20 protein-coding genes, 1 tRNA gene, 1 other RNA gene and 1 pseudogene are annotated in these 19,559 nt (G+C 73.8%); 13 read left to right on the plus strand and 10 right to left on the minus strand.

Annotated elements, in window-relative coordinates:
- Nucleotides 1-371, plus strand: a pseudogene (locus BGP03_RS33915) (hypothetical protein); the annotation flags it as partial.
- A gap of 191 nt (nucleotides 372-562) precedes the next feature.
- On the opposite strand, the gene BGP03_RS33920 reads toward BGP03_RS33915, so the two are convergent.
- The 5 genes from BGP03_RS33920 to BGP03_RS33940 all read right to left on the minus strand — a co-directional run bounded on the left by BGP03_RS33920 (nucleotide 563) and on the right by BGP03_RS33940 (nucleotide 3,344).
- Complete coding sequence (locus tag BGP03_RS33920) at nucleotides 563-820, minus strand: VOC family protein (RefSeq protein ID WP_296374427.1); 258 nt, start codon at nucleotides 818-820, stop codon at nucleotides 563-565.
- A 128-nt stretch (nucleotides 821-948) separates the two neighbouring features.
- A complete protein-coding gene (locus tag BGP03_RS33925) occupies nucleotides 949-1,911 on the minus strand; it encodes a threo-3-hydroxy-L-aspartate ammonia-lyase (protein ID WP_298797155.1) in 963 nt (320 codons plus the stop codon).
- Nucleotides 1,908-2,816: an alpha/beta hydrolase gene (locus tag BGP03_RS33930; RefSeq protein ID WP_296374431.1), complete on the minus strand. Its 909-nt coding sequence runs from the start codon at nucleotides 2,814-2,816 to the stop codon at nucleotides 1,908-1,910. Before BGP03_RS33930 ends, BGP03_RS33925 begins: the two co-directional genes overlap by 4 nt.
- Nucleotides 2,813-2,977 carry a hypothetical protein gene (locus BGP03_RS33935; protein WP_296374432.1) on the minus strand — a complete coding sequence of 55 codons (165 nt, stop codon included), beginning with the start codon at nucleotides 2,975-2,977 and terminating at the stop codon, nucleotides 2,813-2,815. Before BGP03_RS33935 ends, BGP03_RS33930 begins: the two co-directional genes overlap by 4 nt.
- 91 nt (nucleotides 2,978-3,068) lie before the next feature.
- Nucleotides 3,069-3,344: a GlsB/YeaQ/YmgE family stress response membrane protein gene (locus BGP03_RS33940; protein ID WP_296374507.1), complete on the minus strand. Its 276-nt coding sequence runs from the start codon at nucleotides 3,342-3,344 to the stop codon at nucleotides 3,069-3,071.
- Between the two features lie 244 nt (nucleotides 3,345-3,588).
- Between BGP03_RS33940 and BGP03_RS33945 the strand changes: the two genes are divergently transcribed.
- Nucleotides 3,589-4,026, plus strand: a complete 438-nt coding sequence (locus BGP03_RS33945; RefSeq protein WP_296374434.1) for a VOC family protein — start codon at nucleotides 3,589-3,591, stop codon at nucleotides 4,024-4,026.
- 180 nt (nucleotides 4,027-4,206) lie between these two features.
- Here BGP03_RS33945 and BGP03_RS33950 read toward each other — a convergent pair.
- Nucleotides 4,207-4,291, minus strand: a tRNA-Ser gene (locus BGP03_RS33950).
- A gap of 65 nt (nucleotides 4,292-4,356) precedes the next feature.
- Between BGP03_RS33950 and ffs the strand changes: the two genes are divergently transcribed.
- The 3 genes from ffs to BGP03_RS33965 all read left to right on the plus strand — a co-directional run bounded on the left by ffs (nucleotide 4,357) and on the right by BGP03_RS33965 (nucleotide 7,462).
- Nucleotides 4,357-4,453, plus strand: an RNA gene (ffs, locus tag BGP03_RS33955) — signal recognition particle sRNA small type.
- Between the two features lie 51 nt (nucleotides 4,454-4,504).
- Nucleotides 4,505-6,757 (plus strand): DNA polymerase III subunit gamma and tau, encoded by a 2,253-nt coding sequence (locus BGP03_RS33960; protein WP_298797158.1) that lies wholly within the window; start codon nucleotides 4,505-4,507, stop codon nucleotides 6,755-6,757.
- Between the two features lie 60 nt (nucleotides 6,758-6,817).
- Entirely contained in the window at nucleotides 6,818-7,462 is a 645-nt protein-coding gene (locus BGP03_RS33965; RefSeq protein ID WP_296374455.1) for a DedA family protein, read from the plus strand.
- Here BGP03_RS33965 and BGP03_RS33970 read toward each other — a convergent pair.
- Entirely contained in the window at nucleotides 7,449-8,312 is an 864-nt protein-coding gene (locus tag BGP03_RS33970; protein ID WP_363095009.1) for an N-acetylmuramoyl-L-alanine amidase, read from the minus strand. The genes BGP03_RS33965 and BGP03_RS33970 overlap by 14 nt on opposite strands.
- A gap of 104 nt (nucleotides 8,313-8,416) precedes the next feature.
- On the opposite strand from BGP03_RS33970, the gene BGP03_RS33975 reads away from it, so the two are divergent.
- The gene (locus tag BGP03_RS33975) at nucleotides 8,417-8,719 is read left to right on the plus strand and encodes a YbaB/EbfC family nucleoid-associated protein (RefSeq protein WP_296374509.1); all 303 of its coding nucleotides are present in this window, start codon (nucleotides 8,417-8,419) and stop codon (nucleotides 8,717-8,719) included.
- A 3-nt stretch (nucleotides 8,720-8,722) separates the two neighbouring features.
- Nucleotides 8,723-9,340 (plus strand): recombination mediator RecR, encoded by a 618-nt coding sequence (recR, locus tag BGP03_RS33980; RefSeq protein WP_296374459.1) that lies wholly within the window; start codon nucleotides 8,723-8,725, stop codon nucleotides 9,338-9,340.
- Nucleotides 9,341-9,350: 10 nt separating this feature from the next.
- On the opposite strand, the gene BGP03_RS33985 is transcribed toward recR, so the two are convergent.
- Nucleotides 9,351-9,530: a hypothetical protein gene (locus BGP03_RS33985; protein WP_296374461.1), complete on the minus strand. Its 180-nt coding sequence runs from the start codon at nucleotides 9,528-9,530 to the stop codon at nucleotides 9,351-9,353.
- A 354-nt stretch (nucleotides 9,531-9,884) separates the two neighbouring features.
- Here BGP03_RS33985 and BGP03_RS33990 point away from each other — a divergent pair, with 354 nt between their 5' ends.
- The 5 genes from BGP03_RS33990 to BGP03_RS34010 all read left to right on the plus strand — a co-directional run bounded on the left by BGP03_RS33990 (nucleotide 9,885) and on the right by BGP03_RS34010 (nucleotide 14,443).
- Nucleotides 9,885-10,859: an ABC transporter ATP-binding protein gene (locus tag BGP03_RS33990; RefSeq protein WP_296374463.1), complete on the plus strand. Its 975-nt coding sequence runs from the start codon at nucleotides 9,885-9,887 to the stop codon at nucleotides 10,857-10,859.
- The gene (locus BGP03_RS33995; RefSeq protein ID WP_296374465.1) at nucleotides 10,856-11,839 is read left to right on the plus strand and encodes an ABC transporter ATP-binding protein; all 984 of its coding nucleotides are present in this window, start codon (nucleotides 10,856-10,858) and stop codon (nucleotides 11,837-11,839) included. The genes BGP03_RS33990 and BGP03_RS33995 overlap by 4 nt, the downstream gene beginning before the upstream one ends.
- A 174-nt stretch (nucleotides 11,840-12,013) precedes the next feature.
- Nucleotides 12,014-12,574, plus strand: coding sequence for a sigma-70 family RNA polymerase sigma factor (locus tag BGP03_RS34000; RefSeq protein ID WP_298797161.1), 561 nt, complete (start codon nucleotides 12,014-12,016; stop codon nucleotides 12,572-12,574).
- A 1-nt stretch (nucleotide 12,575) separates the two neighbouring features.
- Nucleotides 12,576-13,043 carry a hypothetical protein gene (locus BGP03_RS34005; RefSeq protein WP_296374469.1) on the plus strand — a complete coding sequence of 156 codons (468 nt, stop codon included), beginning with the start codon at nucleotides 12,576-12,578 and terminating at the stop codon, nucleotides 13,041-13,043.
- A 65-nt stretch (nucleotides 13,044-13,108) separates the two neighbouring features.
- Entirely contained in the window at nucleotides 13,109-14,443 is a 1,335-nt protein-coding gene (locus BGP03_RS34010; protein ID WP_298797163.1) for a S8 family serine peptidase, read from the plus strand.
- Here the strand turns inward: BGP03_RS34010 and BGP03_RS34015 are convergent.
- Together BGP03_RS34015 and leuA are read right to left on the minus strand one after the other, a co-directional pair.
- Nucleotides 14,427-17,123 carry a CHAT domain-containing protein gene (locus tag BGP03_RS34015; RefSeq protein ID WP_298797165.1) on the minus strand — a complete coding sequence of 899 codons (2,697 nt, stop codon included), beginning with the start codon at nucleotides 17,121-17,123 and terminating at the stop codon, nucleotides 14,427-14,429. The two genes, BGP03_RS34010 and BGP03_RS34015, sit on opposite strands and share 17 nt — an antisense overlap.
- Nucleotides 17,124-17,196: 73 nt before the next feature.
- Nucleotides 17,197-18,993, minus strand: coding sequence for a 2-isopropylmalate synthase (gene leuA / locus BGP03_RS34020; RefSeq protein ID WP_296374475.1), 1,797 nt, complete (start codon nucleotides 18,991-18,993; stop codon nucleotides 17,197-17,199).
- A 257-nt stretch (nucleotides 18,994-19,250) separates the two neighbouring features.
- Here leuA and BGP03_RS34025 point away from each other — a divergent pair, with 257 nt between their 5' ends.
- A complete protein-coding gene (locus tag BGP03_RS34025) occupies nucleotides 19,251-19,553 on the plus strand; it encodes a hypothetical protein (RefSeq protein ID WP_296374477.1) in 303 nt (100 codons plus the stop codon).
- Nucleotides 19,554-19,559: the final 6 nt, after the last annotated feature.

Here is a 19,559-nt window from a genome sequence, read left to right on the forward strand (position 1 = left end):
GGGACAAGCGCGCGAAGCGCTCCCTGCCGGGATCCACCGTGCGAAGGGAAGGTAGAGCCATCAGCGTGCAGCGTGTCCTCGTCGCCGGGGCGGGCATCGCCGGCTCGACGCTCGCCTGGTGGCGGGGCCGCCACGACGTCGAGACCACGGAGCCCGGTCGACGTCCGCGGTCCGCACTGGCCAAGGTCGAGCAGATGAACCTGCTCGCGCCCCTGCGGGAGGCAGCGACGCTCGTGGACGTCTACGCCGACTCGGGGTGCGGGTGCCCGAGCGGTGGAACGGGTCCGCGAGAGCGAGGATCTGTACCTGGACCCGGTCAGCCGGGTGCACCTCGACTCCTGGTCGCGGGTTCGGACGACCCTGGTCGGTGATGCGTCCGGGTGCGTCTCGCTGTTCGGCGACGGCTCCAGCACGGCCGTCGCCGGCGCCGCCCACCTCGCCCAGGTGCTCGCCGTCCAGCCGGATGCGCCTCCTGAGGCACATCGACGCGGCGCTGTCAGCGTGATCGTCGTTCCGGGACGAGCGACCGTGTCCGGGACGCCTCCGCGTCCCCGGACGGTGATCACGACACGCAGAACTCGTTGCCCTCGGGGTCGAGCATCACGACGTGGCCCAGCTGCCCGCCGTAGGACTCCTCCTCGCGCACCCTTGTCGCGCCGGCGACCTCGAGCTCGGCCACCCTGGCGCGGATCAATCCCTCGCGCGCTGATGGCTTCCCGTCGTAGCCCGGCTCGGCGACGTGGCCCAGCGCCGGCGCCCGGAAGGCGGCGGGCCGGTGCGGATCGGTCGCGTCACAGCCGAGCGTCGAGTGGTTCGCCATGGTGGGACGGCATCGGCGAGGATCGGCCCTGTGCCCGCCGACCTGCGCGGACGCGGCGGCGTCGTCACGAACGCCCTGTGCGTCCTCGACCGCGACGAGGGCGGCCGGTCCGCGGCTGCGGGGGTTGTTCACCGCTCGGGGGCTACGAGCGACGCGAAGCGGATGAGGTCGACGTTGCCGCCGCTCACGATCACCCCGACGCGCTGCCCGGTCAGCTCCGCCGCCATCCGCCGCACCGCGGCGAGACCCAGGCATCCCGTCGGCTCCACCACGATCTTCAGCGTGCCCGCGAACACCCGCATCGCGGCCACGAGCTCGTCGTCGGTGGCGGTGACGATGTCGTCCACCTCGCGCCTGATGATCTCGAACGTGAGGGCGCCCAGGTGCTGGGTCTGGGCGCCGTCGGCGATGGTGACCGGCGTGTCGATGTGCACGATCCGTCCGCTGCGCAACGACCGCAGCCCGTCGTCGCCCGCCGCGGGCTCCACCCCGTACACGCGCGTCGACGGCGACAGCGCCCGCACCGAGAGCAACGAGCCCGACAGCAGGCCGCCTCCGCCGAGGCAGACGAACAGGGCGTCCAGCTCGCCGACCTCGTCGATCAGCTCCTTCGCCGCGGTGCCCTGCCCGGCGATGACGTCGGCGTGGTCGTAGGGCGGCACCAGCGTGAGTCCGTGCTCGGCGGCCATGGAACGGCCGATGGCCTCGCGGTCCTGCGTGTAGCGGTCGTACTCGACGACGGTGGCGCCGTAACCCCTGGTCGCGGCCATCTTCGCGGCCGGGGCGTCGTGCGGCATGACGATCGTGGCCGGGATGCCGAGGATCCGGGCCGACAGCGCGACGGCCTGCGCGTGGTTGCCCGACGAGTACGCCACGACACCGGCGCGGCGCTGCTCGTCGTCGAAGAGGGACAGCGCGTTGAACGCGCCGCGGAACTTGAACGCACCCATGCGCTGGAAGTTCTCGCACTTGAAGAACAACCGGGCACCCACCTCGTCGTCCACGCGGGTGGAGGTCAGTACCGGGGTGCGGTGGGCGTGCCCGCGCAGGCGCGTGGCGGCGTCCTCGACGTCGGCGTAGGTGATCGTCACGGGGGCGATTCTGCCTCCACGAACGCCTCGGTCGCGGCGATGATCTGCCGCTGGGCGTCGGCTCGTGTCGTGGCCGGGTCGCCGTCCCCCGACTGCACCCCGTAGTCGCCGAAGTAACCGTGGATCCCACCGCGCACGACCGTGAACGTCGTGCCCGGCGGCAGGAGGGCCCGCGACGCCGCGACGTCGGCGGGAGTGGTGAGGCCGTCGCGGTCACCGGAGACCGACAGCGCCGCCACGGGCGCGTTCGCGATGTTCTGCGCCGGGTAGGACGCCCAGAGGAACAGGCCGCGGACGCGCCTGTCGCCGCCCGCCGCGGTGGTGGACGCCGGCAATCCGCCGAGCGAGTGGCCGCCGACCACCCACGCCGCCACCTCGGGGTGGGCGTCGAACGCGGAGGTGGCGGCGCCCGGAGCGAGGAGCGCGACGTCGAGCGGTGCGTTGACCACGACGACGACGTGGCCCCGCTCGGCCAGCGGGCGCAGCAGCGCGAGGTAGGCGCGCGGGTCGACCAGCGCGCCGGGGTAGAAGACGACCCCCGCGCCCACCGGTGTGCCCGTCGGCCGCAGCTCCCACGAGCCGGCCGAGTGCTCGACGTCGACGCGGGCCGACGCCACGGTGGCCGCGACGGCCACGGGATCGGCCGCGTAGGGCCGGAGCCAGACGGCGGCGGCGAGCACGAGTACCAGGACGACGGCACCGAGCACGCGGCCGGTCGTCCGGAGCGCGCCCCGGACCCGGGCCCGCCGGGCCCGCAGCCCGAGCACCACGCCCACCAGCGCGATCGCGCCGAGCAGCACGGGGTAGGCGGGGTGGCCGGCGAGGAGGGTGTCCCAGCGGGTGACCGCGACCCAGAGTGCGACTGCGATGCACGCGAGCGCCAGTACGGCCCGGAGAGCGCTCATCCGCCGTACTGGGCGGCCCGTTCCGGGCTGCGCTCACAGAGGTCGGCGGCCTGGATCGAACCCGGCACCGGTGCGTCGTCGCGCCCGGTGACCCACTCCTGCGGCTCGATCCGTGGCGGCAGGTCGCGCCAACGCGCGCCTGGGTCGTCGTCGGTGGTCACGGGCCCAGTATGGCAAGGCAAGAACAGGTCCCGGAACGACGAAGCCGGGACCGCCCCGAAGGACGGTCCCGGCTCCCGGGCAGTGCTCAGGTCAGTTGCGAACGCCCCGACGACCGTAGATGCCGGCGACCGCGTAGACCAGGATCGCGGCGACGACCACCTGGCAGATGAGCTCGATCCAGTCGATGCCGTTCGTGTTCGCGACACCGAAGAGCTTGGCGATGAAGGTGCCGATGAAGGCGGCCACGATGCCGACGACGATGGTCAGCCAGATCGGGATGTTCTGCTTGCCGGGCACGACGAGACGTCCCAGGATTCCGATGATCGCGCCGATGACGATGGCGGTGATGATTCCCGTGACGGTCACGGTTCCTCCAGATTGCCCCGGGGGCCGCATGTGGCGACCCGCTCTGGAGTCAGGGTTCCCGGTCGATGCGCTTTCCACGCCGCCGTCATGCAATCGTGACCAGCCTTGGTCCGTCCGGTGGAACGACTCGGGCTCAATGCAGGAACGGGAGACCCGCGACGCGGCGGTGGCGCCGTTGGCCTGGATGCTGAACGGGCTCCGCGTCCGCGTCTGAAATGTCGGTGCCGCCTGCCACCCTCGTCTCATGACCCGTGAGATCCAGGTGACCATCGACTGCGCCGATCCGAACATGCTGGCCGGCTTCTGGTGCGAGGTGCTCGGCTACGTCTACGCCGCACCGCCCCCGGGCTTCGCGAACTGGGACGCCGCCCTCGACGCGTTCGGCGTGCCACCCGAACGCCGCAACGACGCATCGGCCGTCATCGACCCCGACGGCGCCGGACCCCGCCTGTTCTTCCAGCGGGTGCCCGAGGGCAAGACGACCAAGAACCGGCTGCACCTCGACGTCCGGGCGGCGCCGGGCCGCACCGGTGACCAGCGGATGGCGGCGCTGGAGAGGGAGGCCGACCGGCTCGTGGCCCTCGGCGCGTCCCGGGTGCAGCGGCACGAGCCCGCGCCGCCGATGGGGCAGGGGCACATCGTGATGGTCGATCCCGAGGGCAACGAGTTCTGCCTCGACTAGCGGCATCGCCACCGGTTCGTGGTCGACACCGTGAGTGGCGAGGCAGGCCAGGATGCCGTCGAGGTCGGTCACGCCGAGTTGACCCGGCGTAGCGGCTGAGAGTCATCGACGGAAGCAGGGGCCGGACGGCCGAACGCAGAAGCCGGGTGCGCGGTCCTGCTGCGCACCCGGCTTCACCTGCGGAGGATGGGGGATTCGAACCCCCGAGGGCGTGAACCCAACACGCTTTCCAAGCGTGCGCCATAGGCCACTAGGCGAATCCTCCAGCGCGCACGAGCATAGCCGGGTGGGTGGCTCCGGCCGCTCGCGGGGGCTCTGCACTACACTCTCCGACGGGCCCCGCGCGGCGTCCATCCTGTGAACTCCCCCAGGGCCGGAAGGCAGCAAGGGTCAACGGGCTCTGGCGGGTGCGCGGGGTCCGCCTTCGTCTTCCCCCTCGCCGCCACGGCTGTCGGTGCCGGTCGGTAGCCTCGCTACCGTGGCTCTGGCTCTGTACCGCAAGTACCGCCCGGCCAAGTTCGCCGAGGTGGTGGGGCAGGAGCACGTCACCGGGCCCCTGAGCACCGCTCTCGCCGCGGGCCGCATCAACCACGCCTACCTGTTCTCCGGCCCGCGTGGCTGCGGGAAGACCTCGAGCGCGCGGATCCTGGCGCGCTCGCTCAACTGCGTCGAGGGCCCCACTCCCGATCCGTGCGGCGTCTGCCCGTCGTGCGTCTCGCTGGCGCCGGGCGGGCCCGGCAACATCGACGTCACCGAGCTCGACGCCGCCTCGCACGGCGGCGTCGACGACACGCGCGAGCTGCGGGACCGCGCGTTCTTCGCCCCGGCCGAGTCGCGCTACCGCGTGTTCATCGTCGACGAGGCGCACATGATCACCACGCAGGGCTTCAACGCCCTGCTCAAGATCGTGGAGGAGCCGCCGGAGCACCTCGTCTTCGTGTTCGCCACCACGGAGCCCGAGAAGGTGCTGCCCACCATCCGGTCGCGCACCCACCACTACCCGTTCCGCCTGATCCCGCCCGGCACGCTGCGCAAGCTGCTGGAGGGCATCTGCGCCGAGGAGGGCGTCACGGTGGCGCCGGCGGTGTACCCGCTGGTCATCCGCGCGGGCGGGGGCTCGGCGCGTGACTCGCTGTCGGTGCTCGACCAGCTGCTCGCCGGCGCCGGGCCGGAGGGCGTGGTCTACGAGCGGGCGGTCTCGCTACTGGGCGTCACCGACGTCTCGCTCATCGACGACATGGTCGACGCGCTGGCGGCCGGCGATCGCGCCGCGGTGTTCGAGACCGTCGACCGGCTCGTCGAGGCCGGGCACGATCCGCGCCGCTTCGCCGCCGACCTGTTGCAACGGCTCCGCGACGTCACGCTGCTGCAGGCGGTGCCGGAGGCGGTCGACCGCGGGCTCGTGGAGGCGGCCGACGACGAGCTGACGCGCATGGTCGACCAGGCCGGCCGCATGGGCGCGGCCACGCTCACCCGCTACAGCGAGATCGTGCACGCCGGGCTCACCGAGATGCGCGGCGCCACGGCGCCCCGGCTGCTGCTGGAGCTGCTCTGCGCCCGCATGCTGCTGCCGGCGGCCACCACGGCCGAGCCGGGGCTCCTGGAGCGGCTCGAACGTCTCGAGCGTCGCAACGCCATCGCCGCAGGTCCCCTCCCGCCCGGTGAGGCGGGCGCCGACGCGGGACCGCCCCCGCGCTTCCAGCGCGCGAGCGTGCGGGGTGCCGATGCCCCGCCGGCCCCGCCTGTCGCCGGCCCGGGCGCCTCGGCACCCTCGGACGCGACGCGTCCCGGCGCCGGCCCGGCCCGGCCCGGGGGAGGGGCACCCGCTGCGACCGACCCTTCCCAGCGCTCCGCGGCCCCTGCGCGGCCCGCCCCGACGGTGGAGTCGCCCGCGCGCGCCGATGAGGCCGCCCGCCCCGCCGATCCGCCCGCCGCCCGCCTCCCGGCGGAGCCGGACCGGCCTGAGCAGGCCCCCACCCGTGCCACGGCGGCGCACGACCGGCAAATCCCGCCGCCCGGCGACCAGGGCGACGACCAGGCTCCGCCCCGCGGTGAGCCGTCCCCGGGCCGCGACCAGCAGCCCCGACCCGGCAGCGAGCAGCGCCCGGCTCGTGAGCAGCAGCCCCCTGCCCGCGAGCAGCAGGCTCCGCCCCCCGCCCCCGAGACCCGTCCGGTGGCCGCCGGTCTCGACGCCGCCGCGGTGCGCCGGGTGTGGCCCGAGATCCTGGCCAACGCGAAGGAGCGCAAGAAGCGCACGGCCGCGCTGCTGGTCAGCGCCACCGTCCGGGCGGTGGAGAACGACACGCTGGTGCTCAGCATCGGCACGCCGCAGCTCGCCCGCCTGCTGTCGGAGCAGAGCAACACCGACGTCATCGCCGAGGCGCTGTACGCCGTGCTCGGCGTCCAGTGGCGGGTGCGGTGCGAGCACGGGTCCGGCCCGCCGCCCGCCGCCGCCCCGTCCCGCGGAGCCGGCCCGGCCCAGCCGAACCCGCCCGCGGCGCCCCGCCGCCCGTCGCGCCCGCCGCCCACGCGCAAGTCCACGGCCCCCGACGACGGCGTGCCGCCCCCGCCGGAACCGGAGCCCGAGGAGGCCCCTCCCGACGACGAGGAGTCGATGATCGCGGAGGCGGCCACCGCCACCGCGGTGCCCACGGTGCGCCGCGACCCCGAGGAGGCCGCGATGGAGCTGCTCACCGCCGAGCTCGGGGCCCGGGCCATCGATCAGCGCTGATCCGGCCGATAGGTCCGGCTAGGCTGGACGGCGGCCGTGTGGCCACTAGGAGGTGGCTCCATGTCGGTCGACATGCTGCTCGAGGCGATCCCGCCGCTGCTCGTCTACCTGATCGTCGGCGGCGTCATCGGGATCGAGAGCCTGGGCATCCCGTTACCGGGCGAGATCGTCCTGGTCAGCGCGGCGCTGCTGTCGTCACGCCACGAGCTGGACGTCTCGCCGCTGTGGATCGCGGTGGCGGGCAGCGCGGGCGCGATCATCGGCGACTCCATCGGCTACGCCATCGGTCGTCGCTTCGGGCATCCGCTGTTCGACTGGCTGGGCCGGAAGTTCCCCCGGCACTTCGGGCCCAAGCACGTGGCCTTCGCGGAGAGCGTGTTCACCCGCTGGGGTGTGCTCGCGGTGTTCTTCGGCCGGTTCATCGCGCTGCTGCGGATCTTCTCCGGCCCGCTGGCCGGCGCGTTGAAGATGCACTACCCGAAGTTCCTGGCAGCCAACGCCCTCGGCGGTATCACGTGGGCCGCGGGCACCACGTTCGCGGTCTACTACCTGGGCGTCGTGGCCGAGACCTGGCTGAGCCGGTTCTCCTACGTGGGGCTGGGGGTCGCGGTCGTCGCCGGTCTGGCGATCGGGTTCGTGATCAAGCGCAAGACCGAGAAGATGGCCGACAGGTACGCCGAGGAGCAGGGGATCAGCGAGTCCTGAGGAACGCCAGGATGCCCGCCGCGATCGCGTCCGCGTAGCGCTGGCGGCCCGCCGCCGACGACACGAGCGCGGCCTCGGCGGCGTTGCGCATGTTCGCGCACTCCACGAGCACCGTCGGCACGGTGGCGAGGCTGAGCCCGGCGAGGTCCCGGCGCGGCGAGAGGCCGTCGCGGCCGATGTAGTCCGAGACGCGGAACCCGCCGGTGCGCATCGCGTCGCGCACGGCCGTGCCCAGCACGTGCGCGGGACCGGCCTGGACCGCGTTCAGCGGCGGGTCGGAGTACGCCACGTGGAAGCCGCTGTTGCCGGCGGCGGACCCGTCGGCGTGGATCGAGACCGCCACCGCGGCCCCCGCCCGGGCGGCGGCGCGCCCGCGGACGTCCACGCAGGGCCCGACCCCGTTGTCGTCGGGCCGGGTCATCACGACGCGGACGCCCGCGGCCACGAGCTTCTGGCGGACCCGCGTGGCGACGTCGAAGGTGAAGGCGTGCTCGGGGTAGCCGGCGTTCGTGGCGGTGCCGGTGGAGTTGCACGGCTTGGTGCCGCCGCGCCCGTCGGACACGGGTTTGTTGATCGCCGCGAGGTCCTGGCTGTTGCGGCCGTTGTGGCCGGGGTCCAGCAGGACGATCGGCGCGGCGGCCGGAGGGGCCGGTGTCGGAGGGGCCGGTGTCGTGGCCGGGGCGGCGGTGGTGGGCGCCGCGGCCGTGGAGACCGACGTCGGCACCACCGGCGCCGTCGACGCCACGGGGCCGGGAGCGGCCGGGCCGGAGGCGGCGGGAGCCGGGCTGCAGCCGCCGAGCGCCGCGGTCACCACGGCACCCAGCAGGACCAGACGACGGGCGGTGCGCACGGCCCACACCCTGTCACGGCTACGCTGGCAACCGGAGCCGGCACGCGCCACGCGGCCGGGTGGGACGTGCGAGGAGACCACCGGTGCAACCGGATCAGCCCGACATGCAGATGATCTTGGCTCAGGCGCAGAAGATGCAGGAGCAGCTGATGGCCGCGCAGGCCGAGCTGGCCACCGCCGAGGTCACCGGCCAGGCCGGCAACGGTCTGGTCCAGGTCACGATGACCGCCGCGCAGGAGGTGCGCGCCGTGCGCATCGACCCGAAGGTGGTCGATCCCGACGACGTCGAGACGCTGCAGGACCTCATCGTGGGCGCGCTGCAGGACGCGGCGCAGGCCGCGGCGGATCTGCAGGCCGCCAAGATGGGCCCGCTGACCAGCGGTCTCGGCCTTCCCGGCATCGGCTAGGGGGTGTTCGAAGGACCGGTCCAGGACCTGATCGACGAGCTGGGCCGGCTGCCCGGCGTCGGCCCGAAGAGCGCGCAGCGCATCGCGTTCCACCTGCTGGCGGCCGACCCCGTCGACGTGTCGCGCCTGCAGGAGGTGCTGCAGAAGGTCAAGGACGGCGTCAAGTTCTGCGAGGTCTGCAGCAACGTCTCCGAGCAGGACCGCTGCCGGTACTGCGCCGACGCCCGGCGCGACCCGACGATCGTCTGCGTCGTCGAGGAGCCCAAGGACGTGCAGGCCGTGGAGCGCACGCGCGAGTTCAAGGGGCGCTACCACGTGCTGGGGGGTGCGCTGGATCCGTTGGCCGGCGTGGGCCCGGACTCCCTGCGCATCCGCGAGCTGCTGGCCCGCCTCGGGGGCACCGGTCCGGCCGCGGACGAGACGGAGATCGCCGAGGTGATCATCGCGACCGACCCCAACACCGAGGGCGAGGCCACGGCCACGTACCTGGTGCGGCTGCTGCGCGACTTCCCCGGCCTGTCGGTCACCCGGCTGGCCAGTGGCCTGCCGATGGGTGGTGACCTGGAGTTCGCCGACGAGCTGACCCTGGGCCGGGCGCTGTCGGGCCGCCGCGCGCTGTAGGTCAGCCGGATCAGTCGTCGTCCCACACCCCGCCGTGGTGCCCGGCGTGCCGGGACTCCCAGCGCTGCCGCCGTTCCCGCGCCACCTGCCGCCACATCGGGGCGTTGGCGGCGTCGACGATCCCGACGACGACCGCGATGACGAGGACGACCCCGACGCCGATCGCGATCCACATGACGGCCGTGATCACGGTGACCACCCCGCCCCGGCGATCGCGACCGCGTACGCCGCGCCCCCGCTGATCTCTCCGCTGCTGATCTCTCCGTAGGACATCGTCGAGCTCCTTCCGTGACCGTCGTCATACTGTCTCTGCTTGCTTAGATTGCCTCAAGACAGTGCTCGGTGCAATTGCATGGCCACATTGCGAGAGCGAATCACCCGGCTGCCGCAGCGCACCGCGTGACCCTGACGTTCGGTGTCCGGGCAGCCGCCGGACTGGGGCGGCCCGGTGCGACCGTGGTCGTAGTGCAACCGTGACGCGGGAGCCTGCAGATCGGGTCGACGCACCACTACCGTCTGCATCTCCGTCTTGGGGAGGGGGACGATGCTGCTCGAGGTACGTGATCTGCGGGTCGTCTTCCGCAGGCGGGGACGGCCCGACGCGGTCGCGGTCGACGGCGTCAGCTTCGACGTCCCGGCCGGCCAGGTGGTCGGACTGGTGGGGGAGTCGGGTAGCGGCCGGTCGGCGCTCGTGATGGCCGTGATGCGCCTGCTGCCGCGCCGCGGCGTGCGCGTCGAGGGCCAGGTGCTGCTCGACGGCGTCGATCTGCTGACGCTCGGAGACGCCGAGATGCGGGAGCGCCGCGGACGCGACCTGTCGATGGTCCTCCTGCGCCCGCGGTCGGGACTGAACCCGATGATCCCGCTCGGGCCGCAGCTGACCGGCGCCCTGCGCCGGCACCGGGGGATGGCCAGGGCCCCGGCGCGAGAGGCGGCAGTGGAGCTGCTCGACCGCGTCGGCATCGCCGATCCGCGCGGCGGGCTGGCGGCCTATCCGCACCAGCTCTCCGTCAGTGCGCGCAGCCGTGCGCTGATCGCGGTGGCCGCGGCGGGCGGGCCCCGCCTGCTGGTGGCCGACGAGCCCACCGCGGCGCTCGACGTCACCACGCAGGCGCAGATCCTGACCCTGCTGCGCGAGCTCGTCCGGGAGACGGGCGCCGCGCTGCTGATGACCACCCACGACCTCGGCGTCGTGGCGGGCACCTGCGAGACGGTGAACGTGCTCTACGGCGGCCGGATCGTCGAGCGCGCGCAGCGGCACCGGCTGTTCGGCACCCCGCGGCACCCCTACACGCACGGCCTGCTGGGGGCGATCCCCCGCCTCGACGGGCCGCCCGCACCCGCGCTCGCCACGATCAGCGGCTCGGGTCGCGACCGCCTGCCGTGGGCGCGGTCGTGCGCGTTCGCGCCCCGCTGCTCCCGCGCGCTGCCCGTCTGCTCCGAGGTCTCGCCCGCCGTCGACACCAGCGGGGGGCGGCTGCTGCGCTGCCACAACCCCGTGCCCGCGAGCGCGGAGTGACCCCCCGCTCCGAACCGGCCCCTCGCTCCGACGCGGCACTGCTCGACGTGCGCGACCTCGTCGTGCCCGCGGTCGGCCGGCGACGGCTGCGGCGGGCGCGGACCGTCGCCCTGGACGGGGTGTCGTTGCAGGTGCACCGTGGCGAGACCTACGGCGTGGTCGGCGAGTCGGGCAGTGGCGCGGTGGACCTGGCCCGCGCGATCGCGACCCCCGCGACACGCACGGCGGGTGAGGTGCGGCTCGACGGCGTCGACGTCGGGGACATGGACGCGCCGCAGCGCCGTCGCCGGATCCGCACGCTGCGACCGGGCCACGAGCACGCCACGGTGGCCGGCCTGCTGGCCGAGGAGATGCGGTCCGCCGGCCTGCCCGAGCCCGACGACGCCGGGTTGCGGGAGCTCGTCGCGGTGGTCGAACTGCCCGACGGGGTGCTGCGCCGCGGCACCCAGGAGCTGACGGACGGCGAACGACGGCGTGTCGACGTCGCGCGGGCGCTGTGCACCGGGCCCGACCTGCTGGTGGCCGACGACCCCGTCGCCGGCCTGGACGTGACGGTGGCCGCGCAGCTGCTCGACCTGCTGGGCCGGGTCAAGGCCGAGCGGGGTCTCGCCTGCCTGCTGGTCGCCCGCGACCTGGGCGTGGTGCGGCACCTGAGCGACCGCGTCGGCGTGCTCTACCGCGGGCGGATCGTGGAGGAGTCGCCGGCGAGGGCGCTCTACCGCGGCCCGCGCCATCCGTACACGCGGGCGCTCCTGTCGGCGGTGCCGGTACCGGACCCGGAGGTCGAGGACCGCCGGGAGCGGATCCTGCTCACCGGCGATCCACCGCTCCCCGCCGACCCGGCCCGGGGCTGCGCGTTCCAGCCGCGCTGCCCGTGGCGGCGCCCGGAGCGCTGCGCCGACGAGCATCCCCCGTTGCGGACGGTCGGGACCGCCGGCCACCTCGCCGCCTGCCACTACGCCGAGGAGATCGACGGGTGATCCGTCACTCAGCGTCCGTCCGGCCGCGGCCGGGATCACCCTGATGCCCGTATCTCGGGAATCAGCCCGCTCTCCTACCCGAAACAGAGGAGAGACGCGAGATGATTTCCCACGACCGGGTTACGGTCTGCCTTCCGCGGGTGCCGCGGAGACCGCGGCACCAGGGACGGGCGAGTGGACCAGCGCGAGGTGGCAGCCACCGTGCGTCGGGCGGCTGCCGGGGACCACGCGGCGTGGGATGCGCTCGTCGACGGCTTCGGCTCGATGGTGTGGGCCGTCACGTCGGGTTACCGGCTGGGCCGGGCGGACACCGCGGAGGTCGTCCAGACCACGTGGCTGCGGCTGGTGGAGAACCTGGACCGGATCACGCAGCCCGAGGCCGTCGGGGCCTGGCTGGCCACGACGGCCCGGCGCGAGGCGTTGCGGATGGTGAAGCTGCGGGGGCGGGAGATCGTCACCGACGACGAGTCCCGGCTGAGCCGGGACGACGTGCCCGGGCAGTTCCCGGATCCCGAGGCCCACGTGCTCACCGCCGACCGCGACCGCCGGCTGTGGGACGCGTTCGAGCGGCTGCCGGACAGGTGCCGGGCCCTGCTGCGGCTGCTGATGCTCGTCGAGCCGCGGTACGCGGAGGTGGCGGCGGCCCTCGACATGCCGATCGGCAGCATCGGGCCCACGCGGGCCCGCTGCCTGGACCGGCTGCGCCGGCTGCTCGGCGACGAGGGGGGTGCCTGACGTGAACCCCACACCGGAGCGAGACGACGACGCGCTGCTCTCGGAGCTCGGGGAGGCCCTGCGGTTGTACGACCAGCCGCCCGCGGACGTGACCGCCGCCGCGAAGGAGCTCTTCACCTGGCGCACGGTGGACGCGGAGCTCGCCGCGCTGACCTTCGACTCGCTCCTCGACGACGAGCCGGCCGCGGTGCGCTCCACCGCTGCGGCGCCGCGGCTGCTCACGTTCGAGGCCGACGGGATCGCCGTCGAGCTCGAGGTCGAGGCCGACCCGGCTGCGGGCCGCCGGCTGGTCGGGCAGGTGGTGCCGCCCCGGACCGGTGACCTGGAACTGGTCGTCGGCGGCCGCACGGCCCGGGCACCCGTCGACGACATCGGGCGCTTCGTTGTCGACCTCCCCGACGAGCCGCAGCGGATCCGGCTGCGCCTCACGGTGGGTGCACGGGCCATCTCGGTGGTGGCGCTCGTCTGACGTATCAGCCGGTGCCCGTCCTCGCTCTGGCCACTGTCGGCGGAACGCGATGACGAGGAGTGGCCATGCCCGAACCCGTGTACGGATCCGAGCCCGAGTACGCCCAGACCGGCGCGGCGCAGGACAACCGGATCGTGGCCGACGTCCGCGACCTCCGTGCGGTTCGTGCGGAGCTCGCGCAGCTGCACGTCGACGCGGAGGTCCTGGGCGAGATCCCGGCGCTGCAGGTGGCGATGATCGGGCTCTCCGGCCTCGACGCCGTCAGCGGGGAGGCGGCGGAGGCCGCGCGGGGCAGGCTCACCGCGCGCTACGTCGAGGACGGCCGCTACAGCACGGCGCCGACCCCGCTCGACGTCGTCATGACGCTGGTGCGCGACGCGTTCGCCGCCACGTTCGGCCGGCAACCGCGGATGGGCAAGAACCGCTCGATGGAGGTGGTGGGCGGCCTCCCGCACCGGGCGGCGGCGGAGCTGCCCGTGCCGGTCCACGGGGATCCCGGCCTGCTGCCCCGCGTCGCCGTCGACGGGCCCGGGCTGCGGGTGGGCGTGCTCGACACCGCGATGTGCGACAACCCGGTGCTGGCGGGTCGTTTCCGCAGCGACGACTTCGTGCCGGAGAAGGGCCCGCACCCCACCTGGGCGGGGCACTCCACGTTCATCGTCGGCCGGATCCTGCAGCGCGCCCCGGGTGCCGAGGTGCAGGTGCGGCAGGTGCTCGGCGGGATGTACGGCACGGCCACGGCGTGGGAGCTCGCGGAGGGGATGGCGTCGTTCCTCGGGACCGGCACGGAGGTCCTGAACCTCTCGCTCGGGTGCTTCACCGACGACGACGACGCGCCGTTCCTGCTGGTCCGCGCCGTGGAGAGGCTCACGGCGGAGATGATCGTGGTCGCGGCGGCGGGCAACCACGGCACGCGCTCCTACCCGATGCCGGCCCTGGACGAGGACGGGAGGCCGAAGTGGCGGCCCGAGCCGCTGAGCCCGTCGTCGCCGATGTGGCCGGCGGCGATCGACGGCGTCGTGGCGGTCGGCGCGGCGGACGTCGGCGGATCGGACGGTGCCGTCGAGATGACCCCGGCCGACTTCACCCCCGTCGACGTGCCGTGGATCCAGCTCTGGGCCCCCGGCGTGGCGGTGGTCAGCACCTACCTCGAGGGCGAGGCCGTCGCCACGCTCTGGACGTGGAACGACGACGGCAGCATCTCCGCGCCGAAGGACTGGCACGACACCTTCCACGGCTGGGCGAGCTGGAGCGGCACGTCGATGTCGGCCGGTGACGTCACGGGTGAGATCGCGGGCGTCGCCCAGCGCAACGACGTCGGGGCCGACGAGGCCTACCGGATGATCGCCGAACGGCCCGGCGGAAAGGTCGGTCCCGACGACGTCAGACCCTGGATCTGACGGCGGCCGGTACCGCTGCCGTACTCCTCGGCAGCGGTACCGCGACCGGCGCGGCGAGGCTCCACTCGGAGCCCAGCGACACGAACCCGGCCGCGGCCGCGACGGCGGTGTGGTCGTCCCGGTCGACGTTGGCCTGCGCCTCGGCCAGGGCGGCCCCGGCCGGCTTCCCGGTGCGGAGCAGGTCGTGGAACGCCACCATGAACGTCGTGGTCCCGATGTCCGGTACGGGCATCACCGAGGCCACCACCTGGCGCGTGCCGTGGGCGAGGAAGGTGGCGGTCAGGCCGAGGAGCTCGTCGCCGGCGGTGACGGCCGCGCGGCCCACGTGGCAGGCCGAGAGCACCACCAGCTCCGGGGCGCGGACGAGGTGCTCGAGGTCGTAGACGGTCAGTGGACCGTCGTGGAGCTGGATCGCGGAGAAGAGCGGGTTGGTGGGGTGCACGTCACCGTGCGCGGCGATGTGCGCCATCCGGACCCCGTCGAGCCCGCGCGACAGGGCCGCGGCGGTGGCGGCCCCGCCCAGGATCGGGTCGACGCCGTGCAGCCCGGCCACCGCCTGCGCCTCGGCGTCGGCACCGGGCAGGCCCGGCCCGGCCGCGACGGTGATGCCGTGCCCGTCGAGCGGGGCCCGGTCGGCGGCGCACCACAGCGCGGCCGACGGTGCCACGTTCACCGGGCGACCCGCGCACGAGGGCAGCACCGACCACGGCACGGACTGCAGTGGGCCGGTCGGTACCAGGACGAGCGGCCGGTCGCCGACCGCGCGGGCCAGGGGGCCGAGGACCAGGGCGTCGAGCTCGGCGGCCGCCTGCCGGAGCAGGTCCGCCGCGGCCTGCCGGCTCTGGGGGCGCGTACCCGGATGGGCCATCCGGCGCAGGGCGAAGGGGATCCGGTCGATCAGGTCGGCGACCCGCGCGAGGTCGCCGAGCCGGTGCACCAGGATCCGGCCGCCCGCCACCGTGACGGCGAGCAGCGCCGGCCCGTGCACGACGTACTCCACGAGCGCCGACCCCCCGAGCGCCGCCGCGATCTCCGCGGCAGGCACGGCGGCGTGCAGCGGGTCGGTGTCGTCGGCCCGGAGGCGTCGCGTGCGGTCGCGGACGGCACGTTCCAGCTCCAGCCGTCGGGTCACGAGCCGCGCGGTCGGGCGGCCGGCGCCCACCGCGTCGTACACGGCCTGCGCCGTGGCCCGCAGCTCGCCGAGGGTCTGGGCCAGCTCGCGATCGTCCGGCGGGCGGACGGGCCGCAGCAGCAGGTGGCTCGCCCGTCCCTCCTCGGCCCAGCGCAGCACCCGCGCGGGACGGCCGTCCTCGATGGCCATCGCGAGGCCGAGCGCCGCGAGCTCGACGCGGTGGCCGGAGGCGTAGGCCCGCAGGTCCGTGGCGCCGAAGGTCGCGCGGTGCTCGTCGAGCACGCGCAGGCCGCAGCGCACCGCGATGCGCGCTCCCCGGCGGTTGCCCCTCGTGTGGCGCAGCAGGGCCTCGGCGTACCAGGCCCGGGCCCGCAGCATGACGTGGCCGCGGGTCCGCCAGCCGGCGGCGGCGGCGAGGTGCCGGGCGGCTCCGTCCGGGTCGCCGAGCGACAGCGACAGGCGTCCGGCCATCACCCGCGTCTCCAGCGCGGGCACCAGCCAGCGTGAGGCCTCGAGGGCGTCGGCGAGGTCGGCCAGCTCCGGGACACCGCCCGGTGGGGGTTCCTCGATCACCCCGCGGACCTTCGCCTCGACGAAGCGGCCGAGCAGCGCCCAGCCGGGCCGCTGCTGCCGGTCGAACTCCCGGATGGCCAGGCCGGCCTGCTCCAGCGCCTGCCCGTGCCGCCCGGACGCGGCGGCGGTCTGGGCCAGCAGCAGCCGGACCTCGGGCAGGGTGAGGTGCCGCCCGGTGCGCTCCAGCAGCTCCACGGCCTGTTCCGCGGCCTCCCGGGCCTCCGTCACGAGGAAGGCGGAGAGCAGGAGCTGGCTGCGGTCGGTGAGGATCTCGCCGAGATCGGACCCGAGCCGGCGGAAGCTCTGCTCCGCGCGGTGCAGGTGGTCCAGCGCCGCGGGCACGTCTCCCCGCATGCCGGCGACCCATCCCGTGTTCTGCCGGCAGAACGCCACCGACAGGTCCAGCCCGAGCTCCCGGCACAGGCGCCCGGCCTCCTCCAGGTCGGTCTCGGCCGGCCCGAACTCGTTGCGGTAGGCGCGGCTCAACCCGCGGTTGCTCAGCGCCCGCCACAGCCACGGCAGGTCGGCGTGGCGCCGCAGCACGGGTATCGCCCGCTGGTAGGCGGCGATCGCCTCGTCGTGGCGGCCGAGCTGGCTCAGCAGCACCCCGCTCTGGGCGGTGGCCCGGGCCCGGCGCAGCGGGTCGAGATCGAGATCGAGGACGTCGCCGATCTCGCGCAGCGCGAGCCGGGCCCGCCCCTGGATGCCGAGCACCCAGGCGATCTGGATGCGCGCGTCCACGGCGAGCTCGAACGACCCGGCCCGGCGCCCCGCCGCCGCGGCGGCCCGCAGGTGTCGGACGGCGGAACGCGGCTCCGCCACGTGCACGGCGGCCATCCCGAGTGCCCGCTCGGACACGGACACGGACGCGTGGTCGTGCCGCGCCCGTGCCCGTCGACGGGCCTCGGTGGCGAGCGTGGTGGCCCGCCCCGGGTCGGCGTCGGCCAGCCGGAGTGCCTCGTGCGCCTGGTCCACGTCCGCCCGATCCGTCGTCGTTCCCGGAAGGCATGGGTACTACGGGCCGGACCGCGGCGGAAGGGACTATCGGTCAGCGCATCGCGCGGTTGATCGCCGAGACGACGGCCTTGAGGCTCGCGGAGACGATCGAGCCGTCCACCCCCACGCCCCAGAGGACCTTGTCGTCCACCGCGCACTCGACGTAGGCCGCGGCGCGGGCGTCGTCGCCGCCGCCCATGGCGTGCTCGTGGTAGTCGAGGACGCGCACGTTGAAGCCGATGCCGGCCAGCGCGTCGACGAACGCGGCGATGGGGCCGTTGCCGTTGCCGGTGATCTCGTGCAGGTCGTTCTCCACCCGCACCGTGGCCACGATCTCGTCGGTGCCCTCGCCGTCGCTGCTCAGGCGGTGGCGGATGAGCTTCAGCGGGGTGACGCGGTCGAGGTACTCGATGTCGAACGCGTCGCGCATCTCCTTGGGGGAGACCTCGCCGCCCTCGGAGTCGGTGACCTCCTGGATCACCTTCGAGAACTCCATCTGCAGGCGGCGGGGCAGGTCGAGGCTGTGCTCGGCCTTCATGATGTAGGCGACGCCGCCCTTGCCGGACTGCGAGTTCACCCGGATCACGGCCTCGTAGGAGCGGCCGATGTCCTTGGGGTCCACGGGCAGGTACGGCACCTCCCACGGCTGCTCCTCCACCGTGACGCCGGCCTCCTCGGCGGCCGCCTTCATCGCGTCGAAGCCCTTGTTGATGGCGTCCTGGTGGCTGCCGGAGAACGCGGTGTAGACGAGGTCGCCACCCCACGGGTGGCGCTCGGCCACGGGCAGCTGGTTGCAGTACTCGACGGTGCGGCGGATCTCGTCGATGTCGGAGAAATCGATCTGGGGGTCGATGCCCTGGGTGAACAGGTTCATGCCCAGCGTCACCAGGTCGACGTTGCCGGTGCGCTCGCCGTTGCCGAACAGGCAGCCCTCGATGCGGTCGGCGCCGGCCTGGTAGCCCAGCTCGGCGGCGGCCACACCGGTGCCGCGGTCGTTGTGTGGGTGCAGGCTCAGCACGACGCCGTCGCGGCGGGCGAGGTTGCGGTGCATCCACTCGATGCTGTCGGCGTAGACGTTCGGCGTGGCCATCTCCACCGTCGCCGGCAGGTTGACGATCATCGGCGACTCGGGCGTGGGCTGCCAGATCGCGGAGACGGCGTTGCAGACGTCCACGGCGTACTGGAGCTCGGTGCCGGTGTAGGACTCGGGCGAGTACTCGAAGCGCCAGTCGGTGTCCGGGTACTTCTCGCTGAACCGCAGCACCTCCTCGGCGCCGTCGGTGGCGATCTTCGCGATCCCGGAGGTGTCGGAGCGGAACACCACCCGGCGCTGCAGGATCGACGTGGAGTTGTACAGGTGGACGATGGCGCGCGGCGCACCCTCACAGGCCTCGTAGGTGCGCTCGATCAGCTCCGGGCGGGCCTGGGTCAGCACCTGGATGGTGACGTCGTCGGGGATCAGGTCGTCGGTGATGATCTCGCGGACGAAGTCGAAGTCGGTCTGGCTCGCGGCCGGGAACCCGACCTCGATCTCCTTGTAGCCCATACGGACCAGCAGCTCGAACATGCGCCGCTTGCGTGCCGGGCTCATCGGGTCGATCAGGGCCTGGTTGCCGTCGCGCAGGTCGACGGCACACCACAGCGGGGCCTTCGTGATGCGCGTGTCGGGCCAGGTGCGGTCGGGCAGCGATACCGGCTCCACCAGCTCGTGGAACGGCTTGTAGCGCTGGTAGGGCAGGTGCGAACCGCGCTGTGGGTTCCAGGCGGGTTGGCCGGCGGGCGCGGGGCGTGACGGCGTGCGCAGCCGGCTCTGGGACGACGACGAGTAGGCGTCGGGTGACGTGGTCATGCGAAGTGCTCCTGTGGGTGGCCGATCAGCAGACGAGACCGGCGCACGCCGAACACCCGCGACGAGGGGCCGGTCGGTCAGACCCCGCCGCGGCGGCGAAGGAGCAGGCGCACCACGCGTCCGAGAGTAGCCCGTCCCCCGGGTGGCCCGGCAACCCCCACCCCGGAACAGCTCACCCGATCAGGTGATACCGGTGAGTAAGTACCGGAGGCCCCGACGTGCCACTATGACGGCCTTATCCCTAGGGGAGGACAGTCATGGCTGTGGGAACCACCGCTCGGCGCGGCGCCGGTCTGCTGGCGAGCGTGCTGAGGATCATCGGCCTGCTGATCGTGGCGGTGCTCGTCGTCTTCATCGTGCTGACGCTGCTGGACGCCAACTTCGGCAACACGTTCGCGGCGGCGATCAAGGACCTGGCCGGCAACTTCGACCTCGGCCTGTCCAACCTGTTCCTGCCGGCCGACCCGAAGGTCGGCGTGTTGCTGAACTACGGCGTGGCCGCGATCATCTGGTACGTCATCACCTCGGTCGTCGTCCGCATCGTGCGCCGCGTGAGCTGACCCGGC

The organism is Pseudonocardia sp. 73-21 (assembly GCF_001899645.1).
In the GTDB taxonomy this organism is placed as follows: Bacteria; Actinomycetota; Actinomycetes; order Mycobacteriales; family Pseudonocardiaceae; genus Pseudonocardia.